Annotated in this window: 20 protein-coding genes; 5 read left to right on the top strand and 15 right to left on the bottom strand. The window is 63.0% G+C overall.

The window, feature by feature from the left end:
• Positions 1 to 36: 36 nt before the first annotated feature.
• Positions 37 to 1,590, top strand: coding sequence for an exopolyphosphatase (gene ppx, locus BLT50_RS10265; RefSeq protein ID WP_425433944.1), 1,554 nt, complete (start codon positions 37 to 39; stop codon positions 1,588 to 1,590).
• Between the two features lie 207 nt (positions 1,591 to 1,797).
• Here ppx and BLT50_RS10260 read toward each other — a convergent pair whose 3' ends face one another.
• The 14 genes from BLT50_RS10260 to thyX form a co-directional block, all read right to left on the bottom strand.
• Positions 1,798 to 2,154, bottom strand: a complete 357-nt coding sequence (locus BLT50_RS10260) for a hypothetical protein (RefSeq protein WP_090028572.1) — start codon at positions 2,152 to 2,154, stop codon at positions 1,798 to 1,800.
• A gap of 36 nt (positions 2,155 to 2,190) precedes the next feature.
• Positions 2,191 to 3,216 carry an endonuclease/exonuclease/phosphatase family protein gene (locus BLT50_RS10255; protein ID WP_090028571.1) on the bottom strand — a complete coding sequence of 342 codons (1,026 nt, stop codon included), beginning with the start codon at positions 3,214 to 3,216 and terminating at the stop codon, positions 2,191 to 2,193.
• Positions 3,216 to 3,899: a molecular chaperone DjiA gene (locus tag BLT50_RS10250; protein WP_090028570.1), complete on the bottom strand. Its 684-nt coding sequence runs from the start codon at positions 3,897 to 3,899 to the stop codon at positions 3,216 to 3,218. The genes BLT50_RS10255 and BLT50_RS10250 overlap by 1 nt, the downstream gene beginning before the upstream one ends.
• 43 nt (positions 3,900 to 3,942) lie before the next feature.
• The gene (locus tag BLT50_RS10245; protein WP_090028569.1) at positions 3,943 to 4,422 is read right to left on the bottom strand and encodes a GNAT family N-acetyltransferase; all 480 of its coding nucleotides are present in this window, start codon (positions 4,420 to 4,422) and stop codon (positions 3,943 to 3,945) included.
• The gene (locus tag BLT50_RS10240; RefSeq protein WP_090028568.1) at positions 4,419 to 5,030 is read right to left on the bottom strand and encodes a VOC family protein; all 612 of its coding nucleotides are present in this window, start codon (positions 5,028 to 5,030) and stop codon (positions 4,419 to 4,421) included. The genes BLT50_RS10245 and BLT50_RS10240 overlap by 4 nt, the downstream gene beginning before the upstream one ends.
• A gap of 28 nt (positions 5,031 to 5,058) precedes the next feature.
• Positions 5,059 to 5,445 carry a Na+/H+ antiporter subunit G gene (locus BLT50_RS10235; protein ID WP_090028567.1) on the bottom strand — a complete coding sequence of 129 codons (387 nt, stop codon included), beginning with the start codon at positions 5,443 to 5,445 and terminating at the stop codon, positions 5,059 to 5,061.
• 9 nt (positions 5,446 to 5,454) lie between these two features.
• Positions 5,455 to 5,724: a K+/H+ antiporter subunit F gene (locus tag BLT50_RS10230; RefSeq protein WP_090028566.1), complete on the bottom strand. Its 270-nt coding sequence runs from the start codon at positions 5,722 to 5,724 to the stop codon at positions 5,455 to 5,457.
• Complete coding sequence (locus BLT50_RS10225; RefSeq protein ID WP_090028565.1) at positions 5,721 to 6,212, bottom strand: Na+/H+ antiporter subunit E; 492 nt, start codon at positions 6,210 to 6,212, stop codon at positions 5,721 to 5,723. Before BLT50_RS10225 ends, BLT50_RS10230 begins: the two co-directional genes overlap by 4 nt.
• Before the next feature lie 4 nt (positions 6,213 to 6,216).
• Positions 6,217 to 7,764, bottom strand: coding sequence for a monovalent cation/H+ antiporter subunit D (locus BLT50_RS10220; RefSeq protein WP_090028564.1), 1,548 nt, complete (start codon positions 7,762 to 7,764; stop codon positions 6,217 to 6,219).
• Complete coding sequence (locus tag BLT50_RS10215; protein ID WP_090028563.1) at positions 7,761 to 8,126, bottom strand: Na+/H+ antiporter subunit C; 366 nt, start codon at positions 8,124 to 8,126, stop codon at positions 7,761 to 7,763. The genes BLT50_RS10220 and BLT50_RS10215 overlap by 4 nt, the downstream gene beginning before the upstream one ends.
• Before the next feature lies 1 nt (position 8,127).
• Positions 8,128 to 10,992 (bottom strand): monovalent cation/H+ antiporter subunit A, encoded by a 2,865-nt coding sequence (locus BLT50_RS10210; RefSeq protein ID WP_090028562.1) that lies wholly within the window; start codon positions 10,990 to 10,992, stop codon positions 8,128 to 8,130.
• Between the two features lie 262 nt (positions 10,993 to 11,254).
• Positions 11,255 to 11,710, bottom strand: a complete 456-nt coding sequence (locus BLT50_RS10205; RefSeq protein WP_090028561.1) for a hypothetical protein — start codon at positions 11,708 to 11,710, stop codon at positions 11,255 to 11,257.
• Positions 11,711 to 11,842: 132 nt separating this feature from the next.
• On the bottom strand, positions 11,843 to 12,184 hold the full coding sequence (locus tag BLT50_RS19030) for a hypothetical protein (protein WP_139170512.1): 342 nt from the start codon (positions 12,182 to 12,184) through the stop codon (positions 11,843 to 11,845).
• Between the two features lie 36 nt (positions 12,185 to 12,220).
• On the bottom strand, positions 12,221 to 13,126 hold the full coding sequence (gene thyX, locus BLT50_RS10195) for an FAD-dependent thymidylate synthase (RefSeq protein ID WP_090028559.1): 906 nt from the start codon (positions 13,124 to 13,126) through the stop codon (positions 12,221 to 12,223).
• A gap of 232 nt (positions 13,127 to 13,358) precedes the next feature.
• On the opposite strand from thyX, the gene BLT50_RS10190 reads away from it, so the two are divergent.
• The 4 genes from BLT50_RS10190 (at position 13,359) to BLT50_RS10175 (ending at position 17,026) form a co-directional block, all read left to right on the top strand.
• Positions 13,359 to 14,435, top strand: a complete 1,077-nt coding sequence (locus tag BLT50_RS10190; RefSeq protein WP_090028558.1) for a hypothetical protein — start codon at positions 13,359 to 13,361, stop codon at positions 14,433 to 14,435.
• A 10-nt stretch (positions 14,436 to 14,445) separates the two neighbouring features.
• A complete protein-coding gene (locus BLT50_RS10185) occupies positions 14,446 to 15,807 on the top strand; it encodes a porin family protein (protein WP_139170511.1) in 1,362 nt (453 codons plus the stop codon).
• 83 nt (positions 15,808 to 15,890) lie between these two features.
• Complete coding sequence (locus BLT50_RS10180; RefSeq protein ID WP_090028556.1) at positions 15,891 to 16,319, top strand: VOC family protein; 429 nt, start codon at positions 15,891 to 15,893, stop codon at positions 16,317 to 16,319.
• Positions 16,286 to 17,026 (top strand): DUF1194 domain-containing protein, encoded by a 741-nt coding sequence (locus BLT50_RS10175; RefSeq protein ID WP_245723351.1) that lies wholly within the window; start codon positions 16,286 to 16,288, stop codon positions 17,024 to 17,026. The genes BLT50_RS10180 and BLT50_RS10175 overlap by 34 nt, the downstream gene beginning before the upstream one ends.
• On the opposite strand, the gene BLT50_RS10170 is transcribed toward BLT50_RS10175, so the two are convergent.
• A complete protein-coding gene (locus BLT50_RS10170; RefSeq protein WP_175491449.1) occupies positions 17,020 to 17,517 on the bottom strand; it encodes a MarR family winged helix-turn-helix transcriptional regulator in 498 nt (165 codons plus the stop codon). The two genes, BLT50_RS10175 and BLT50_RS10170, sit on opposite strands and share 7 nt — an antisense overlap.
• Between the last annotated feature and the right edge of the window lie 53 nt (positions 17,518 to 17,570).

Genomic DNA, 17,570 nt, shown 5'->3' with positions numbered 1-17,570 from the left:
CGGGTCAAAACGGCACGGAGCCACACGATGACCGACATGACCGGCACGGGCCCGCAGGATTGGGGGCCGTTCGGCAGGCCGCTTTTCAACGACCCCAAGGCACGGGCGCTGTCCCGCGTGGGGGTGGTGGATGTGGGCTCGAACTCGGTGCGCCTTGTGGTGTTCGACGGCGCCGCGCGCAGCCCTGCCTATTTCTACAACGAAAAGATAATGTGCGCCCTGGGCGAAGGGCTGGGCAAGACCGGGCAATTGTCCCCGACCGGGCGGAGTCGCGCCTTGTCGGCGCTGCGCCGGTTCCAGCACCTTGCCGAAGGCATGGGAATCGCCCCGCTGACCGCCGTCGCCACGGCCGCCGTCCGCGACGCCGAGGACGGCCCGGATTTCTGCGCCGAGGTGCAGCGCGAAACCGGATTGAAAATCCACGTCATCGACGGGCGCGAAGAGGCACGGCTTTCGGCGCAGGGTGTGCTTCTGGGTTGGCCCGGATCATACGGGCTTGTCTGCGACATCGGCGGCTCGTCGATGGAACTGGCCGAAATCAACGGCGGCCATGTCGGCAGGCGCGAAACCTCGTCGCTCGGTCCGCTGAAACTGGCCACGATCAAGGGCGGCAAAAAGGCCCGCCGCGCCTATATCCGCGAAACGCTGGCCGATCTCGCCGAAAAGATGGGCCCGCAAAAGAACCGCCTGTTTCTGGTCGGTGGGTCGTGGCGCGCCATCGCCCGGATCGACATGGAGCGGCGCGGCTATCCGCTGCACGTTCTGCACGAATACCGCATGAGCCGCAAATCCGTCCTTGAAACGGTGAAATACATCGCATCCCAGGATGCCGAAGAGTTGCGCAACCGCTCGGGCGTGTCGTCCAGCCGCATGGCGTTGGTGCCGCTGGCGGCCGAAGTGCTCAAGGAGGTGGTCAAGACCTTCAAGCCGCGCGACATCGCCATCAGCAGCTATGGTATCCGCGAAGGCATGTTGTATCAGCAGATGCCGCAGGAACTGCGCGACCGCGACCCGCTGATCGAGGCCTGCCGTTTTGCCGAGGCCAAGGATGCCCGCCTGCCCGGCTTTGGCCGGCAGCTCTATCATTTTGTGCTGCCGCTGTTCTCCAGCGCCTCGGCTGAACGCAAGCGCCTGATCCGGGCTGCCTGCCTGCTGCATGACGTCAGTTGGCGTGCGCATCCCGACTACCGCGCCGAGGTGTGTTTCGACAACGCCACGCGCGCCAATCTGGGTGGGTTGAAACATGCCGAACGCGTGTTCCTGGGCCTGGCCCTGATGCACCGCTATACCAACAAGCGCGACGGCACCCGGTTCGAGGAAATGTACAGCCTGATCCCCGAAAAAGAGGTCCACCTGGCCGAGGTTCTGGGTAAGGCGATGCGTTTTGGCGCGATGCTGTGGTTGCAAGGCGCGCCGATGGGCGAAATGCGCTGGTTCCCCAAGAAGAAGGAACTGGAACTCTGGCTCAGCCCCGAGGCCGAACCGCTCTTCGGCGAGGTGGCCGAAGCGCGGTTTCTTTCGCTGGCCGATACGTTGGGCGCGACAAGCCGGGTCAAGCTGCGCCGCCGGTCCCCGACAGCGAAACCTTAACGACCGCGCGGTTTAGGGCGCAAACCGCGCGCCCTTGCCCGGACCGGGCGGAGAGAACGCTGAAATTAACCCTTCCTTAACCAAAGGGATGTGTCCGGCGGGCCCACGCCGCGCGGTTTCGGCGCCGGGCCGCGCGGTTTCCGTTCATCTTATGTCAGGAACTGCGCGATTTTGCGGGGATATCGCGCGGTTAACGGCCGTCCGGGCCTAAAGCTCGATCTCGTCCTGCCCGTCCTGGGGCGGCGGCATCGGCACTTTACGGCGCAGGATGATGTCGCCATTGGGCAGCATCTCGGGCGCATGATAATTCGAAAGATCGTCAACCTGCCCCAGTAACTCGTTCAATGCAGGCCCCATTTCCTGCACGAATTGCCGCATCGCAGGCTCCATGTCCTCGACCAGCCGCTGAAGCTCTTTCAAGGCAGGCTCGGCCTCTTCCATCATCCCGCGAAGGAACAGGCGCGCCCCTTCTTCCATCAGGGAAAACCCATCCTTTTCAGTATCTTGCGCGACGGCAGAAACCGGAAGGGTGGCAAGGGCAAAGGCAAGGACGATGCGTTTCATGCGACCAATATAAGCGATCCGCGCGAAGATTTTGAGTCACAGACCGATATCGAGCGTCACCGGAAAGTGGTCGGAGGCGGTAATCAGCGCATCGCGCAATTCCAGCGTCGACCAGCACACGGGATCGTCGAAGGGATGCCAGATGCGCCAACGCGGTTCCAACGCAAGCAGGTCGCCCGAGATCATGATGTAATCAAGAAGGGCCTGCAAATACCTGTGTTCACTCGACAAATAGAACCTGGCCGACGTCGGCATCGCCCCGATCCGCTGCTGCAATGCGCGCCTTGCATGAGGATCATAAAGCCCTTGCTGCCCATCGGCGCCCATCACGATCTCGACCGACGAACGGCCGAAAAGATGCTCGTACTCGTCCAATCCGGGACCGTCGTTCAAATCCCCCAGCAAGATCAGGGGTTCGCCCTTTTGCAGATGCTCTTCGACCCGCCCGCGCAGCCAGATCGCCTGCGCCAGTTGCTTGCGGCGGTTGGCGATGGCCATGCGCATCACCTCGTCATGATTCTGCGCCCCGTGCGGCGCCTTCGATTTCAGATGCGCACCGATCATCCGCAGCTTGCGCCCCGACACGGTTTCGATTGCCAACTCCAACGGGGGCTTGGAAAATTTCACCAGGTCTTCGGTGGCGTCGATATCGAGATCGATACGGAACACACCGTCAAAACGCGGGCTGCCCGCATCGCCCTTCTTGCCGGTCGGATCACCGATTGGATCGTGCCGCGCGCTCAGCGTGTCGGGGTCGTATAGCAGCGCGATTTCCTGCTGGGTGTCGTTCGGAAACCCCACCACGGCCTTGCGCGCGCGCAGACCGAAATAGTTGGCGAAATTTTCCAGCGCGGGCACTGTGGTGCGGCGGCCGTTATGGTCGGGCGCTTCGATGACCATGATGGCATCGGCGTTCAACGCTGTGAACACGATCCCGAGCGAGGCCAGCTGATCGGTGCGCCGCACATCGTGCCGCCCCGACCACCCGCGATCGTCCAGCAGATTGCCCTGATCATCGAACAGATTGTTGAACCACTCGATGTTATAAGTGGCGATGCGCATCAGGCAGCCTTGCCCTTGCTGATCTCTTCCCACGCGCGGTTGATGTCGTTCATCCGGCGTTCGGCCATCTTGACCGCCTCTTCCGGCAGGCCGCGCGCGGTCAGCGCGTCGGGGTGGTTTTCGCGCACCAGCTTTTTCCAGGCGCTGCGGATGTCATCCATCGTCATCTCGGGCGTCACGCCCAGCACGCTGTAGGGATCGGGCGCGGCATCGGGGACGAAGCGTGCGCGCAGACTGCGAAACTCGCGGTCGGGCAGACCGAAGATGTCGGCCACCCGTTCCAGGAACGCATCCTCTGCCGGGTGATAGGTGCCGTCCGCCATCGCGATGTGAAACAACCCTTCCATCAGGTCGCATAGCGGGCCTTCGGTGCGGTCGAACATCGCCTTGATCTTGCGGGCATAATCCTCGAACCCGGCCACGTCCTGCCGGGCAAGGTTGAACACGCGGGCGGCCTGGGCTTCGTCCTCGGCTGCGATCTGGAACACCTCGCGGAAGGCGGTGACCTCGTCGCGCGTGACCAGCCCGTCGGCTTTGGCCATCTTGGCGCCCAGCGCAATCACCGCGATGGTGAACGCGACCGAGCGTTCCGGCGGCGTGCGCAGCCGGTCGAACACAGCGGAGAGCGGTTCGCCACTGGCAAGCGCGGAAAGCGCATCGGATATGCGGGTCCAAATCGACATGGCGCGCACCCTACCCTGTGCTTGCGGCTGTGTCAGGACGGTCTCAGAGAATTTTTTGCATCAGAACAAGGTCCATCCACCGCCCGAACTTGAACCCGACTTCGGGCAGGCGGGCAACCTCGGCAAAGCCGATGCGCGCATGAAAGGCGACACCGGACGGGTTTTCGGCGCTGACGCCCGCCCACATGCTGTGCGCGCCCCGCGCCGCGGCATGGTCGCAGAGCGCCGACATAAGGGCCCGCCCCGCACCCTGCCCCCAGGCATCGTGCGACAGAGCGATGGAATGTTCCATCGTGCGGGCGTATCCGGGGCCGTTGCGGAACTGGAAATACGTGGCGAAGCCCTTTATCCGACCGTCCGCATCCGCCACGAAATACGCCCCGTCCCGCGATGCGATTTCGTCCCTGACCTGATCTTCGGATTTCTCGGTGGAGGTGAAGGTGATCGATGTTTCGCGGATGACGTGGTTCACGATGGGCAGGATGCCGGCCGCATCTTCAGGCCGCGCCGGGCGAATGATCATCTGAGAACCCTTTCACCCCGGGGCGTTTCGATCACCGCCTCGAGCGCCGGCTGATCGCTGACACCGCAGGATACGCGCGGGTCGTCAAGCACGGGCGCCAGCAGCGCCTGCAGTTCATCCGCGCGCGGATGCAGGATGCGCAGGCTGGCAAGCCGCAGGCCGGAATTGGGCAGCCTGTCCATCGGGTGCAGCTTGCCCTGCCACTGGATCAGCGCAGGGTGACAGTTGTCGAAGGGCAAGCGCCCGTCCGCAGGCACCCCCATGCGCCAGCGGAGATCGCCGCGCACCACGTCCAGCGGTGCGCCGGCCGCCAGCACATCCAGCGCGGCGTCCAGATCGGGCACGCGGCAGATCCAGTTGGTCAGCCGGGGCGGCCCTGCGAAACTATCAAGGTCGAACCAGCGTGGAAAAGCGGGCGGCGCGGCGTCCGGGTCGATGGCGATCAGTTCGAAGTAAATGCCGTCTTCCAGCCCGAGCAGCATGTTATGCGTGCCCATAACCGCGTGCTGGCCACCGGGCAGCAGGGGCGTTCCCAGCAGATCCTCGACGAAAGCGCGGCCCTCCTCGAGGGTTTCGGCGGCTACCGCGATGTGATCGAGTGTCAGCATGTCCGCCCCCTGGGATCTGCGCTGGCCGTCAGGCGTTTTCTTCGGTCGTCTCGTCCACGGTGGGCGGATCATCGTAGATCGACCAGCCGTATTCGCCCTCGGACGCGGGCAGGTTTTCGGCCCGCAGATGGCCCTGGATGAACGTCTTGGCGATGAAGTTGGCACTGATCGGCGCGGTCAGGAAGAGGAAAAGCGTGATCAGCAGTTCGTGGAAGCTGAACGTGCCCTTGACCAGCAGGAAATAGAGCATCGAGGCGACCAGCACGCCACCGACACCCACCGTCGTCGCCTTGGTCGGTGCGTGCAGACGCTGCATCGTATCCTTGAGCTTGACCATGCCAAGAGAGCCGACCAGCCCGAACACTCCGGCCACCACCAGGAAGAACGAGATCAGGATTTCTGTCACTAGCTCCATCTGCGCCCCCTATTCGATGATGTCGCCGCGCAGGACGAAGCGGCAATAGGCAACTGTCGACACGAACCCGACCATCGCGATCAGCATCGACGCCTCGTAATACACGGCCGTTCCGCGCCAGATGCCGTAAAGGATCAGCAGCGCGATGATGTTGATGACCATCGTGTCCAGCGCAAGGATGCGGTCGGCGGTGTCCGGGCCCGTCGCGATGCGCCACAGGTTGAACAGCAGCCCGATCCCGAAACAGCCAAAGGCGAACAGCAAGGCGTAGGTGATCATTGGAAAATCTCCTTCAGTCGCCACTCGTAGCGTTTCTTGATGTCGTCGCGCACCCCTTCCGGGTCGTCGGTGTGCAGGCAATGCACGAGGATCGCGCTGCTGTCTGCGGACAACATCGCCGAAACCGTTCCGGGCGTCATGGTGATGGTGCCCGCCAGCACGGTGATTGCCTCGGGCGAGGTCAGATCCAGCGGCACCGTCACCCATTGCGAACGGATGTTCTGGTTGCGCCGGAACAGGATGATCGCCGCGACCTGAAAGTTGGCAACGATGATGTCCCACAGAACGATGAAGACATACTCGATCACGCGCAGCGGGCGCTTGATGATCGGACGGCCCGGCCAGTAGGGCGCGGTCAGGAACGGGATCGCGATACCCAGAAGGACCGCCAGGACAAAGTTGCCCGGTGTCACCTTGTTGACCAGCGCCAGCCACACGACAACGAGCGTCAGGCTGAGAAGCGGATGGGGGAAGATGCGTTTCAACATGGGATCAGCCCTCTGCGTCCTGGCCCAGCACGGCCTCGACATAGCCGCTGCTGTCGAACAATTGCCCCGAAGCCGCGTTCAGATACGCACTGACCGGCCCGGCAAACGCCGCGAGCCCGGCAAGCAGCGCCAGGGCGGCGAAAGTGGGCACCACTTGCAGCACACCGGCGGCTTGCGGGGCCTCGGGGTCGACCGCGTCGGCGGCCGGGTCGATTTCGACCGGCTCCATGGCGGTGGATTTCCAGAACAGGATACTGCCGGCGCGGGCGAAGCCGACGATGGTCAGCAAAGACCCCACAAGGATCGCGACGAAGGCAATCGTCATCTCGGGCGTCGTCCGCATCGCGTCGAGGATCAGCAATTTGCCCAGGAACCCGCTGAGCGGCGGCATCCCCGCCATCCCGATCGCCCCGGCAAAGAACAGCGCCGCGAACAGCCCGTTCTGCACGGTGGGCATCTGCGCCTTGAGCAAGTCGCCGGTTTCACGCCGCGACACCACGAGATCGGCCAGCAGGAACAGCGCGGCCGCCGAGAAGGTGGAGTGCACAAGGTAATAGAGCGCGGCACTCGTCGCTTCGGGGGTGAAGGCCGCAACGGCGATCATCATCGTCCCCATCGAGCCGACGACCGAGAAGGACAGCAGCGGCATAAGGCGCCGCGCCCCCAACACGCCGATGGCGCCGATGGCCAGCGTTACGATCGCCGCGGGCATCAGCCACGTCCCCGGCAACCCTGCAAGAACCGGCACGTCCGGCCCGAACACCACGCTATGGACGCGGATGATGGCGTAGGCGCCGACCTTGGTCATGATGGCGAACAGCGCCGCCACCGGGGCGGGCGCGTTCGAATAGGTGCCGGGCAGCCAGAACTGCACCGGGAAAAGCGCCGCTTTGACCGCGAAGACGATCATCAGCATGATCGCGGCCGAGCGCACCAGTGCCGCGTCCTCGACCGGCAGGGCGCGTACCTTTTCGGCAAGATCCGCGATGTTCAACGTGCCCGTCGCGGCATAAAGCGTACCGAGCGCGAACAGGAACAGCGTCGACCCCGCCAGGTTCATGACCACGTATTGCAGACCCGCCTGCAGGCGCACGCGGCCGCCGCCGTGGATCATCAACCCGTAGGATGCGATCAGCAGAACCTCGAAGAAAACGAAGAGGTTGAAGGCATCCCCCGTCAGGAACGCGCCGCAAATGCCCATCAGCTGGAACTGGAACAGCGCGTGAAAATGCCGCCCGCGCGCGTCCCAGCCCGTAGCGACGGCATGCACCAGCACGATCAGCGCAAGCATCGATGTCAGCAAAAGCATGACCGCCGACAGCCGATCCAGCACCAGCACGATACCAAAGGGCGCGGGCCAGTTGCCAAGCTCGTAGGATACGGTTTCGCCACCCGCGGCGGCGACCGTCAGCCCGATGCAGATCGCGGCCAGCGCGATGGTGCCCGCAAAGGACGCCGCGCGCGCCAGCCCGATATCGTGGCGCATGACAAAGGCGATGATCGGCGCAAGGACCGCCGGAAGAACGACCGGGGCGATAATCCAGTGACTCATGCGCCGCGCTCCTCGCCCATGGCCTCGGCCTCGGGTTCATCGGTCATGTCGATCTTGTCGTGGTCTGCCTCGAGAAACGCGCCCAGCGCGATCATCACCAGCACCGCCGTCATCCCGAACGAGATCACGATGGCCGTCAGCACCAGCGCCTGTGGCAGCGGATCGGTATTGACCGCGTCGCCGTACTTGTTCAGCACGGGCGGCGCGTTGACCAGCAACCGCCCCGTGGAGAACAGAAAGATGTTCACCGCATAGGACAGCAGCGCCAATCCCAGGATCACGGGAAACGCCCTTAGCCGCAGGATCAGGTACACTCCGCCCGCGGTCAGCACGCCGACCGAGCTTGCCACCAAAAGCTCCATGTCACCCCTCCTCCGGCTTTTTCAGCTCTGGTTTCAGTGACGGATCGTAATCCATCGGCTCGATATTCACGGTTTCGCCCGCGTAGCGCGCGATGCGCGACAGGCTGTAGAGCATCAGCATCACGGCCCCGAGAACGGTCAGGAACACGCCCAGATCGAACATGAAGGCCGACCCGAGCCCGAATTTTTCGATCCAGGGCAGCTTGATGTAGCCATAGATGCTGGTCAGGAACGGTGCGCCGCCCAGCCAGGCCGCAGCCCCGGTGATGCCGGCCACCAGCACGCCCCAGCCGATCATCGAATGATATTCGAACCGCTGGCGCGTCTGCGTCCAGCCAAAGCCCGAGGCCATGTACTGCATCAGCAGCGCGATCGAGATCACGAGGCCCGCAACGAACCCGCCGCCCGGCTGGTTGTGCCCGCGCAGGAAGATGTAGACGCCGACCATCACCGCGATGGGCAGCATCGCGCGCGTGGCCACAACCATCATCAGCGGGTGGCGGTCGCGCGACCGGTCCTGGCTGTAATCGGTGTTGCGCAGACGGCGCGAGGCCGGACCGTTCAGCAGCGCCTCCATCAGCGCAAAGATTGTCAGGCCGGCAATGCCAAGCACGATGATCTCGCCAAACGTATCGTAGCCCCGGAAGTCCACCAGGATCACGTTGACGACGTTCGTGCCGCCGCCGCCTTCGTAGGAATTGGCCAGGTGGTATTCCGAGATCGTGTCGAAATCGCGCATCAGGAACGCCATGGACAGCGCCGCAACGCCAACCCCCGCCGCAATCGCGATGGCCCCGTCACGCAGGCGCAGGCCCGCGCTGCTTTCGGACGGAGTTGTCTTGGGCAGGAAATGCAGCGCCAGAAGCAGCAGCATGATCGTCACGGTCTCGACCGAGATCTGCGTCAGCGCAAGGTCGGGCGCAGACAGGTAGACGAACCCGCCCGAGATCATCAGCCCGATGATCCCGATCAGCACCAGCGCCCGGAACCGGTTGCGGTGATTGAAGACGACCAGCACCGTGGCCGCCATCAGCAGCACCCAGCCGATCGCCGCGACCGGCGCCACGGGAAGGAATTCGCGCGTCGACGGACTGAGCGTGCCGCCCGAGAACGCGACCCAGGTCATCGCCACCGTGGCCGCCACGAAAATCGCGAGGTAGCGGCTGATCGCGCCGTTGTGCAGCCCTTCGGTCACACGGGTCGAAAGGCCCACGGCGGCCGCCATCAGCGCGTCGAAAATGGCCTTGGCCTCGGGGCGCGGGGCGGCGTTCCAGACGCGCTCCAGCGGGCGGTGCAGGCCCAGAAGGATCGCGCCACCGACAACCGCGATGATCGACATGATCAGCGCCGGCGTCACGCCGTGCCAGATCTTGAGATAGAAACTCAGCTCGGTCCCGGTGACCGCGTTCGCGGCCATCTTGACCACCGGCGTGGCCAGCGCGGGCATCACGCCGATCAGCACCACCAGCACGCACAGCAGCGCGGGCGCGGCATACATGCCAAACGGCGGATCATGCGGCTTGGCCGGGTAGTCGTCGCGCGCGGGACCGGCAAAGACGTGGAAAATGAAGCGCAGCGAATAGGCCACCGACAACAGCGCGCCCAGCGTCGCCAGCGCGGGCACGACCCAGTGATTGTCGTACCAGGCGGTGTGCGCGGCCTCTTCCAGCATCAGCTCCTTGGACAGGAAGCCGTTGAACAGCGGAATCCCCGCCATCGACAGCGCCGCCACGGTGCCGATGAGCGCGGTGATCGGCATGAACTTGGCCAGCCCGCCCAGGCGCTTGATGTCGCGCGTGTGGGTTTCGTGATCGACAATCCCCGCCGTCATGAACAGCGCCGCCTTGAAGGTCAGGTGGTTGATGATGTGGAACACCGCAGCGATCGCCGCCTTTTCGGTGCCAAAGCCCAGCAGCATCGTCAGCAGGCCCAGGTGGCTGACCGTGGAAAACGCGAGCAGCGCCTTGAGATCGTCCTTGAACAGCGCGATCAGCGCGCCCAGCACCATCGTCACAAGCCCGGTGATCGACACGATGTAGAACCACGCGTCGGTGCCCGCCAGAACCGGCCACATCCGGGCCATCAGGAAAACGCCCGCCTTCACCATCGTGGCCGAGTGCAGGTAGGCCGACACCGGCGTGGGCGCGGCCATCGCGTGCGGCAGCCAGAAATGGAACGGGAACTGCGCCGACTTGGTGAAGGCGCCCAGCAGGATCAGGATCAGCGCCGGCAGATACCAGTCGGAGGCGCGGATCGCATCGCCCTGCTGCAGGATGTCGGTCAGGTTGTAGCTGCCCGCGATATTGCCCAGGATCAGCATGCCCGCGATCATCGCCAACCCGCCCGACCCGGTGACCGCTAGCGCCATGCGCGCGCCCTGCCGGCCCTCGGGCAGGTGTTTCCAATACCCGATCAGCAGGAAGGAGCTGAGGCTCGTCAGCTCCCAGAAAATCAGCAAAAGCAGGATGTTGTCGGAAATCACGATGCCCAGCATCGCGCCCTGGAACAGCAGCAGGTAGGTATAGAACTGCCCCATCGGATCCTCGCCCGACAGGTAGAACCGCGCGTATAGCGTGATCAGCAGCCCGACGCCCAGGATCATGAAGGCAAACATCAACCCCAGCCCGTCGAGGAAGAAACTGGCCGACAGGCCCAACTGCGGCAGCCAGGTGATCTGCGCGGTCAGCACTTCGCCCGCCATGACCTGCGGGGTCATCGTGGCCAGCATCGCCAGCGCGACGATCGTCGGCACGGCGGTGAACGCGGCGCAGGCGTTCCGGCCCGCCCGGATCATGATGCCCGGTATCAATGCCCCCAGAAAGGGCAAGAGGGCGATGATGGGAAGTAATCCGCCACCGTTCGTCATGTCTGCTCCCTGTCGTCGTTCCGCGCGGCCCCTTAAAGCGGAGGGGGCGCATGGTGAACAAGCGTTTTTTTAGCCGTTCGGGCAAAGATAGGGAGGGCGGCGGCGGATACCAGAGCGATTACGACGATTTTGGTCGGGTTTTTTTATGATGGGAGGGAACAAGCGAAACCGAGCGGGCGCGCTGAACACATCCGCGTCGTCACGCCGAAAAGCGCCAGTCCATTAAGATGCTGTGCAAGAACGCACTCTGTACGATCGAATATCAGGCCGCCTGATGCAGATTCAGCGCTTGATCGCGCAATTGTGCTGCAGTTGAGCGGTTGGCGTGGATGTCGCTCACCATTGCACACACCGATTCGCGAAGCCCATCAGGAAGAAACCCTCGACCTTCAAGCCACGCTTCGACACTATGCAAGTCAATTGAGTTCAGCGAACAAAATTCATGCAGAGTCAGACCTGTTTGTTTTCTCAAAAAGGTGAACTGCGCTGGCCCGATCAAATCCACCTCATTCGACAAAGCCTCTGATATGAGCTGGTTCATGAGACGCAAGTTTCTGAATTTAAACCATTCATCGAGGTCTGTGAAATGCGCGGCCATAACCCCACACACGTAGACATTATCCATACCGCAAGCCGAGTAACGGAACCAATCACCTTCGCCCAAGGAAACTGCGATTGCATGGCTCGGTACGTCCGCACGTTCAACTTTATCCAGCATACTGTCCCTCTTACCGGTTCGTCAGATATCAAGTTAATCTGATAGGAACCCCTGTCATCTACACAGACTTAATTAATATAGTGTTCACATACACTGAGCGATTGTGTCAACAACTCACGAAACCAACACTCTCTAGGCCGCATCTCTGATGTCCTCACAGTACAGTGAGTGTTCTTTGGTCAGATACACAACCACGTTGTAAGCTTTAACGTCACCATCATCCGGCCGCACCTCAAGGCGGATGTCCCAGCGATCCGGTGTCAATTCCCAAGAACGCACCACGCCGTCTTGGATAGCAGCGACGACCTCCAAGGGTTCCAGGCCGCAATCCTTGAGGCGGAACAAAACGCGTTTGCAAAAGAAGACATCTTCTGTTGAAGCAACGCTCCGCAAGAATTCCTCAACTTCTTCTTGTGTGTATTTTCGCGACGGAAACCGCTCACCTTGTACGTGATTTACTAGCAACTGACACAACTCCGACTTTCGGGTGCAATAACCCAGAGTCAGCTTCTAGGCAAGCACCCCCATAAACTCCCGCCATTCGCCCTTGGACATACCGGAGTTTTCCTGTGTGACGGCCTCACCTTTCAACATCCGGCGGACACAATCAAGGGCTGTGGCGCTCAGCGTGGCGCCACCCATGCGGTAATCCTCGAATGCCTTGTAGGCGAAGGGCACCCAGTCGGCCACCACGTCGCAGATCGCATCGGCATAGACGCGGATTTCGTACTGGGCGTGGGCATCGGCGCGCAGGCGCAAAAAGTGCAGCAGGTTGTGCAGATCGACCTTCCAGTACCATTGGGTATAGACGTTGGCGGGCAGGTTCATGCGGGCCAGTTCGCGGGCCAGGCCCTTTTGGCCTTCCTGGCTGATCATTTCCTCGTAATGGTCATAGGCGCGCATCGCGTCGTCGCGCAGGTAGCGCAGGACGCGGTCGGCCTCTTCGCCCTCCAGCGCCTCGCCCCGGCCCTGGTTGTTGACGACAGATTGCGCGGCCAGCGCCTCGGGCGCAGGAATGTAGAACTCGCGGTCGAGGATCGAATAGCGCGCGGAATATTCGTTGACGTTGGCGGTGCGGTGGCGGATCCACTGCCGCGCGACGAACACGGGCAGTTTGACGTGCAGCTTGATCTCGCACATCTCGAACGGGGTCGAATGCCAGTGCCGCATCAGGTAGCGGATCAGCCCCTCGTCGTTCTGCACCGACTTGGTGCCCTTGCCATAGCTCACGCGCGCGGCCTGGCAGATCGCGGCGTCGTCGCCCATGTAGTCGACCACCCGGACGAAGCCGTGATCCAGCACCGGGATCGCGGAATAGAGGTGCTTTTCCATGCCCTCCGACACCGTGCGCAGCGTCGGCTGCGGGTTGGCACGCAGGTCGTCGATTTCGGCCTGTTGTTCGGGCGAGAGCGTCATGGCGCATCCTTTCTTTACCGGGCGAGTCGCCGGGACACTATATCTTGCGTTTACAGGGTGGAAAAAGCCCATATCGCGGGGGTGGCAGATTGGCCGCGGTTGCGGCCCGCTCTGCCGTCGATTGTGTTTCAATTGTTGACTTTTTGTGGCACCCGCCTGACCTTAGCGCCCAAACGACACCCGGCATCAATAATAAAGCGGGTGCAACAGACGCGAAATGAGGACAGGCGCGATGAAACCCTATTCCCTTATGCTGTGCGCGGCACTGGCGCTTTCTGCCTGCAGTGGCGATGGCACCAACCCGTTCATGAAAGACGAAGAGCCGGCACCCGCCCCCGCTGAGCCCGAAACCGAGCCCTTTGCCCTGCCCGGAACCAGCGACCCGCAGGCGACGGACCCGATCCAGCGCCGCGAAGCGCGGGCCGAGGATTCCTCGGGCACGGATTACGGCAACGGGTTCGCGAACGACTTTGCCTATGACAGCGCCTCGGACACGTTCCAGGTCGAGGGGCTGGCCTTTGACGGCGACAACCCGCCCTATCAATACACGCGCGGCACCGCCGTCACCACGTTGTCGAAACCCGGCAATTCGCTCTATGCGGTCTACGAGGCACCGACGACCGTGCCCGATTTCCTGACCAATTCGCCTATCTCGCAGCTTCAGCACCGCGTCATCTATGGTGTCAGCGACACCGGCCAGACCGAATTCGCGGTGGTCCGCACAGGCAGCTATGTCGGCTATGGTTTCGGCGGCTTCATTTACCAGCGTAACAACGGTGTGGTCCTGCCGACCTCGGGCCAGGCGTCTTATGGCGGCGATTATGCTGGCTTGCGCGACTTCGACGGACGCGGCGGGCTGGAATACGTGACGGGCGATGCCGACGTGGCGATCGACTTTGACGGGTTCCTCAACAATTGCTCGGGGGCAACCTGCGCCGATGCCGTGCGGCTGCGGATTTCGAACCGCGAGATTTTCGACGTCAACGGCAACAACATCACGGCGACTTACCTGTCCGCGGCCAACAGCAACGTGCCGACCGGGTTCTCCCCGCTGTCAGCGCTGGAAACCATCACGACGCGGATCGGCCCGAACGTGATGACCGAGAACGGCGAGGCCACCGGCGAGGTCTTTACCTCGCGGTTCGGCGACACCCATCTGGAAGGCAACTACTACCTGGTCATGTCGGGCGATCACACGTCCGGCGCGGGCGGGGAGATCGTCGGGATCGTCGTGCTCGAAGGCGAAGATCCCCGCGGCAGCGGCATCACCGAACGCGAAACCGGCGCCTTCATCGTCAAGCGCAGATAAGGCGCAGGCAATGTGGCTCAGACTGGCAGTCCTTTGCGCCACCTTGATGGCGCAGGGCGCTCAGGCGTCGACGGTCGAGATGACGCCGGACGAATTGCGCGGCATCGCTTTGCAGTCGCTCGAACAAGGCAGGCCGGATCAGGCTGCGGTCATGGCCGAGGCGCTGCGCGCGCGCGACGGTGGCGATGTCGATGCCCTGCTGATAGGCGCGCGCGCCTATCGTGATCTGGGCCAGCTCGAAAACGCGCGACGCTGGGCGCGCGCGGCCTGGCGGCACTCGGACACCGCGCAGGAACGCCATGCCAGCGCGCTGGTGATGGCGCAGGCACTGGCGAGTTCCGATCTGCGCATCCCCGCCCAGCTATGGTTGCGCCGCGCCATCGAACACGCCCCCGACGAGGCAAGCCGCGCCCGTGCCGCCCGCGATTTCAAGTATGTGCGGTCGCGGACACCGCTCAGTTTTCAGATCATCGCCGGGATCAGCCCGAATTCAAACGTGAACAACGGGTCTACCACGGGCGAGTCGACGTTTTTCGATCCCTTCACCCGGCAATTCGTCGAGGTCGAGTTGGGCGGCGCGGCCCTGGCCCTGTCCGGGGTCGAGCAGAATATCGGATTTGCCCTGCGGTACCGTTTCGGCGAAACGCCGATGCGCGCCACCGATGTGACCCTCGCCTATGACTATCGCACCTACAAGCTGAGCGATGCGGCCAAGGCCTTGGCCCCCGGTGTCAAAGGCAGCGATTTCCGCACCTCGATCATCTCGGGCGGATTGACCCAGCGCTGGCGCCTGCCGGACCGGAGCGGCGAGGTCACCCTGGGTGCGCATCTCGGGACGATGGATTACGGCGGGCAGCATTACGCGGATTTCGGGTCGGTCAAGCTTGGGGCGACCCGCGTGATGTCGCCAACCCTGCGCCTTGGCGGCACGCTGTCGTCGGAACTCACCCGTGGTCCGCGCGCCCCGCATGCGGATGCCGGCCGCCTGGACCTGTTCCTGCAGCAAGCCCTTGCCGAAGGTGGCGTTCTGACCTGGCGGCTGGAATTGGGCGACAGCCGGTCGGACAGCTCGAATGCCGATTACTCCGAGATCGGGATGGGCGTCAGTTTCGCGCCGCCAAACCCGTTCTGGGGTGTCGACCTGGATTACGGGCTTTCCCTGAGGATGCGGGATTACGATACAAGCCCGTTCAGCGCGGACGGGCGCCAGGATCAAAGCGCGATCGCCCATGTCACAGCCACGTTCCGCGAGGTGGATTTCTATGGCTTCGTGCCCACGGTCACGCTTCGGGCCGAGCGCAATCTTTCGAATATCGGCCTGTACGAATCCGATCGTATTGCGACAGAATTCGGCGTGCGTTCCGCGTTTTGACCGCCTGATCCGAGATTCGGCTGGCATTGACGCGCCGCCGCTTTAACTTGGCCTACACAAAGCAAGCAAAGGGGGAACGGGCAATGAAAGTCAAATACCTGCACACGATGGTCCGGGTGAAGGATCTCGAAGCCAGCATGAAGTTCTACAAGCTTCTGGGCCTCAAGAAGACCCGCCACTACGACAGCGAGGAAGGTCGGTTTTCGCTGATCTTCATGGCCCCGGAAGGCCAGGAGGAATGCCCGGTCGAGTTGACCTACAACTGGGATGGAGATGACGGCCTGCCCTCGGACAGCCGGCATTTCGGGCATCTCGCCTATGCGGTCGAAAACATCTACGAGATGTGCCAGCACCTGATGGACAACGGCGTCACGATCAACCGCCCACCGCGTGATGGACGCATGGCCTTTGTGCGCAGCCCCGACAATATCTCGGTCGAGCTTTTGCAGATGGGCGACCCGCTGGCGCCGCAAGAGCCGTGGGCAAGCATGGAAAACACCGGCCATTGGTAAGGCTGGCCGCGGCCGCGCTGGCGATCCTGCTGTCGGTGCAGTCGGCGGCGGCCTCTTGCCGGCTGGCGCTGCTGCTGGCGCTGGACATCTCGTCCTCGGTCGATGCGGACGAAGACCAGTTGCAGCGTCAGGGCCTGGCGGCCGCGCTGGCCGCGCCGGCGGTCAGGGACGCGGTGCTTTCGGTGCCGGGACAGCGTGTTGCGCTGGCGGTGTTCGAATGGAGCGGCCTGGTCCAGCAGGACGTCATCCTGGAATGGACATGGCTGGACAGCCCGGCTGCCATCGACGCGGCGGCGGCCGCCATTTCCGATAGCCGCCGCAGCTATGCGGAATTCGCGACCGGCACCGGGCGGATGCTGGAATACGCCCAGGCGATGTTCAACCGCGCCCCGCCCTGCGACCGGCAGATCCTGGACGTGTCAGGCGATGGTGTGCACAACGACGGCCCCTCCCCGGCCGAGGTCTATGCGCGCGGAACGCTGGCGGGTGTCACGGTCAACGGGTTGGCGATCATGGTGGATGACCCGGCCATGGATCATGCCGAAACAGGTGATCTTTTCGACCATTACCGCCGCGATTTGATCCGTGGGCCCGGGGCATTCGTCCTCCGGGCCGACGGGTTCGCAGATTACCGGGACGCAATGGAGCGCAAGCTGCTGCGAGAATTGTCCGTCCAGATCGGTCGGGCATCGCCCCGGCGTCAGTAGATATAGCGGATCTGGTCCGTCCAGTAGCGTTCGACGCGGCGCAGCGAATGGGTGATTGTTTCGATCCCTTCGGCCCCCAGCACACCCTTTTCCTGCAGGCCATCGGCGTGACGGGCAAAGAGCTTTGCCACGACATCGCGGATATCGCGGCCTTTCTGCGTCAGGCGGACCCGGACCGAGCGGCGGTCGATCTCGCACCGCTGGTGATGCATGTAGCCCATTTCAACCAGCTTTTTCAGGTTGTAGCTGACATTGCTGCCTTGATAGTAACCGCGGCTTTTAAGTTCCCCGGCCGTCACCTCGTTCTCGCCGATATTGAACAAGAGAAGCGCCTGCACCGCGTTTATGTCGATGACGCCCACCCGCTCGAACTCGTCCTTGATGACGTCGAGCAGCAACCGGTGCAGACGTTCGACCAGTGCCAACGCTTCTAGGTAACCGCCCATGAAGCTGTGTTGATGCGCTTCGGGCATCCTGCTGTGCATGCTCATCTATCGTGTCTCCGTCCTATGGCTGCTCGGGACGGGACACTGGGGCAAAATGC

Origin of the sequence: Lutimaribacter saemankumensis (genome assembly GCF_900100005.1) — a bacterium.
Taxonomy (GTDB): Bacteria; Pseudomonadota; Alphaproteobacteria; order Rhodobacterales; family Rhodobacteraceae; genus Lutimaribacter; species Lutimaribacter saemankumensis.
This window is presented reverse-complemented; position numbering and strand designations above follow the sequence as displayed.

Coding starts and splice junctions, on each gene's coding strand:
- ppx (WP_425433944.1), top strand. CDS start 37: ATGACCGGCACGGGCCCGCAGGATTGGGGGCCGTTCGGCAGGCCGCTT.
- BLT50_RS10260 (WP_090028572.1), bottom strand. CDS start 2,154: ATGAAACGCATCGTCCTTGCCTTTGCCCTTGCCACCCTTCCGGTTTCT.
- BLT50_RS10255 (WP_090028571.1), bottom strand. CDS start 3,216: ATGCGCATCGCCACTTATAACATCGAGTGGTTCAACAATCTGTTCGAT.
- BLT50_RS10250 (WP_090028570.1), bottom strand. CDS start 3,899: ATGTCGATTTGGACCCGCATATCCGATGCGCTTTCCGCGCTTGCCAGT.
- BLT50_RS10245 (WP_090028569.1), bottom strand. CDS start 4,422: ATGATCATTCGCCCGGCGCGGCCTGAAGATGCGGCCGGCATCCTGCCC.
- BLT50_RS10240 (WP_090028568.1), bottom strand. CDS start 5,030: ATGCTGACACTCGATCACATCGCGGTAGCCGCCGAAACCCTCGAGGAG.
- BLT50_RS10235 (WP_090028567.1), bottom strand. CDS start 5,445: ATGGAGCTAGTGACAGAAATCCTGATCTCGTTCTTCCTGGTGGTGGCC.
- BLT50_RS10230 (WP_090028566.1), bottom strand. CDS start 5,724: ATGATCACCTACGCCTTGCTGTTCGCCTTTGGCTGTTTCGGGATCGGG.
- BLT50_RS10225 (WP_090028565.1), bottom strand. CDS start 6,212: ATGTTGAAACGCATCTTCCCCCATCCGCTTCTCAGCCTGACGCTCGTT.
- BLT50_RS10220 (WP_090028564.1), bottom strand. CDS start 7,764: ATGAGTCACTGGATTATCGCCCCGGTCGTTCTTCCGGCGGTCCTTGCG.
- BLT50_RS10215 (WP_090028563.1), bottom strand. CDS start 8,126: ATGGAGCTTTTGGTGGCAAGCTCGGTCGGCGTGCTGACCGCGGGCGGA.
- BLT50_RS10210 (WP_090028562.1), bottom strand. CDS start 10,992: ATGACGAACGGTGGCGGATTACTTCCCATCATCGCCCTCTTGCCCTTT.
- BLT50_RS10205 (WP_090028561.1), bottom strand. CDS start 11,710: ATGCTGGATAAAGTTGAACGTGCGGACGTACCGAGCCATGCAATCGCA.
- thyX (WP_090028559.1), bottom strand. CDS start 13,126: ATGACGCTCTCGCCCGAACAACAGGCCGAAATCGACGACCTGCGTGCC.
- BLT50_RS10190 (WP_090028558.1), top strand. CDS start 13,359: ATGAAACCCTATTCCCTTATGCTGTGCGCGGCACTGGCGCTTTCTGCC.
- BLT50_RS10185 (WP_139170511.1), top strand. CDS start 14,446: ATGTGGCTCAGACTGGCAGTCCTTTGCGCCACCTTGATGGCGCAGGGC.
- BLT50_RS10180 (WP_090028556.1), top strand. CDS start 15,891: ATGAAAGTCAAATACCTGCACACGATGGTCCGGGTGAAGGATCTCGAA.
- BLT50_RS10170 (WP_175491449.1), bottom strand. CDS start 17,517: ATGAGCATGCACAGCAGGATGCCCGAAGCGCATCAACACAGCTTCATG.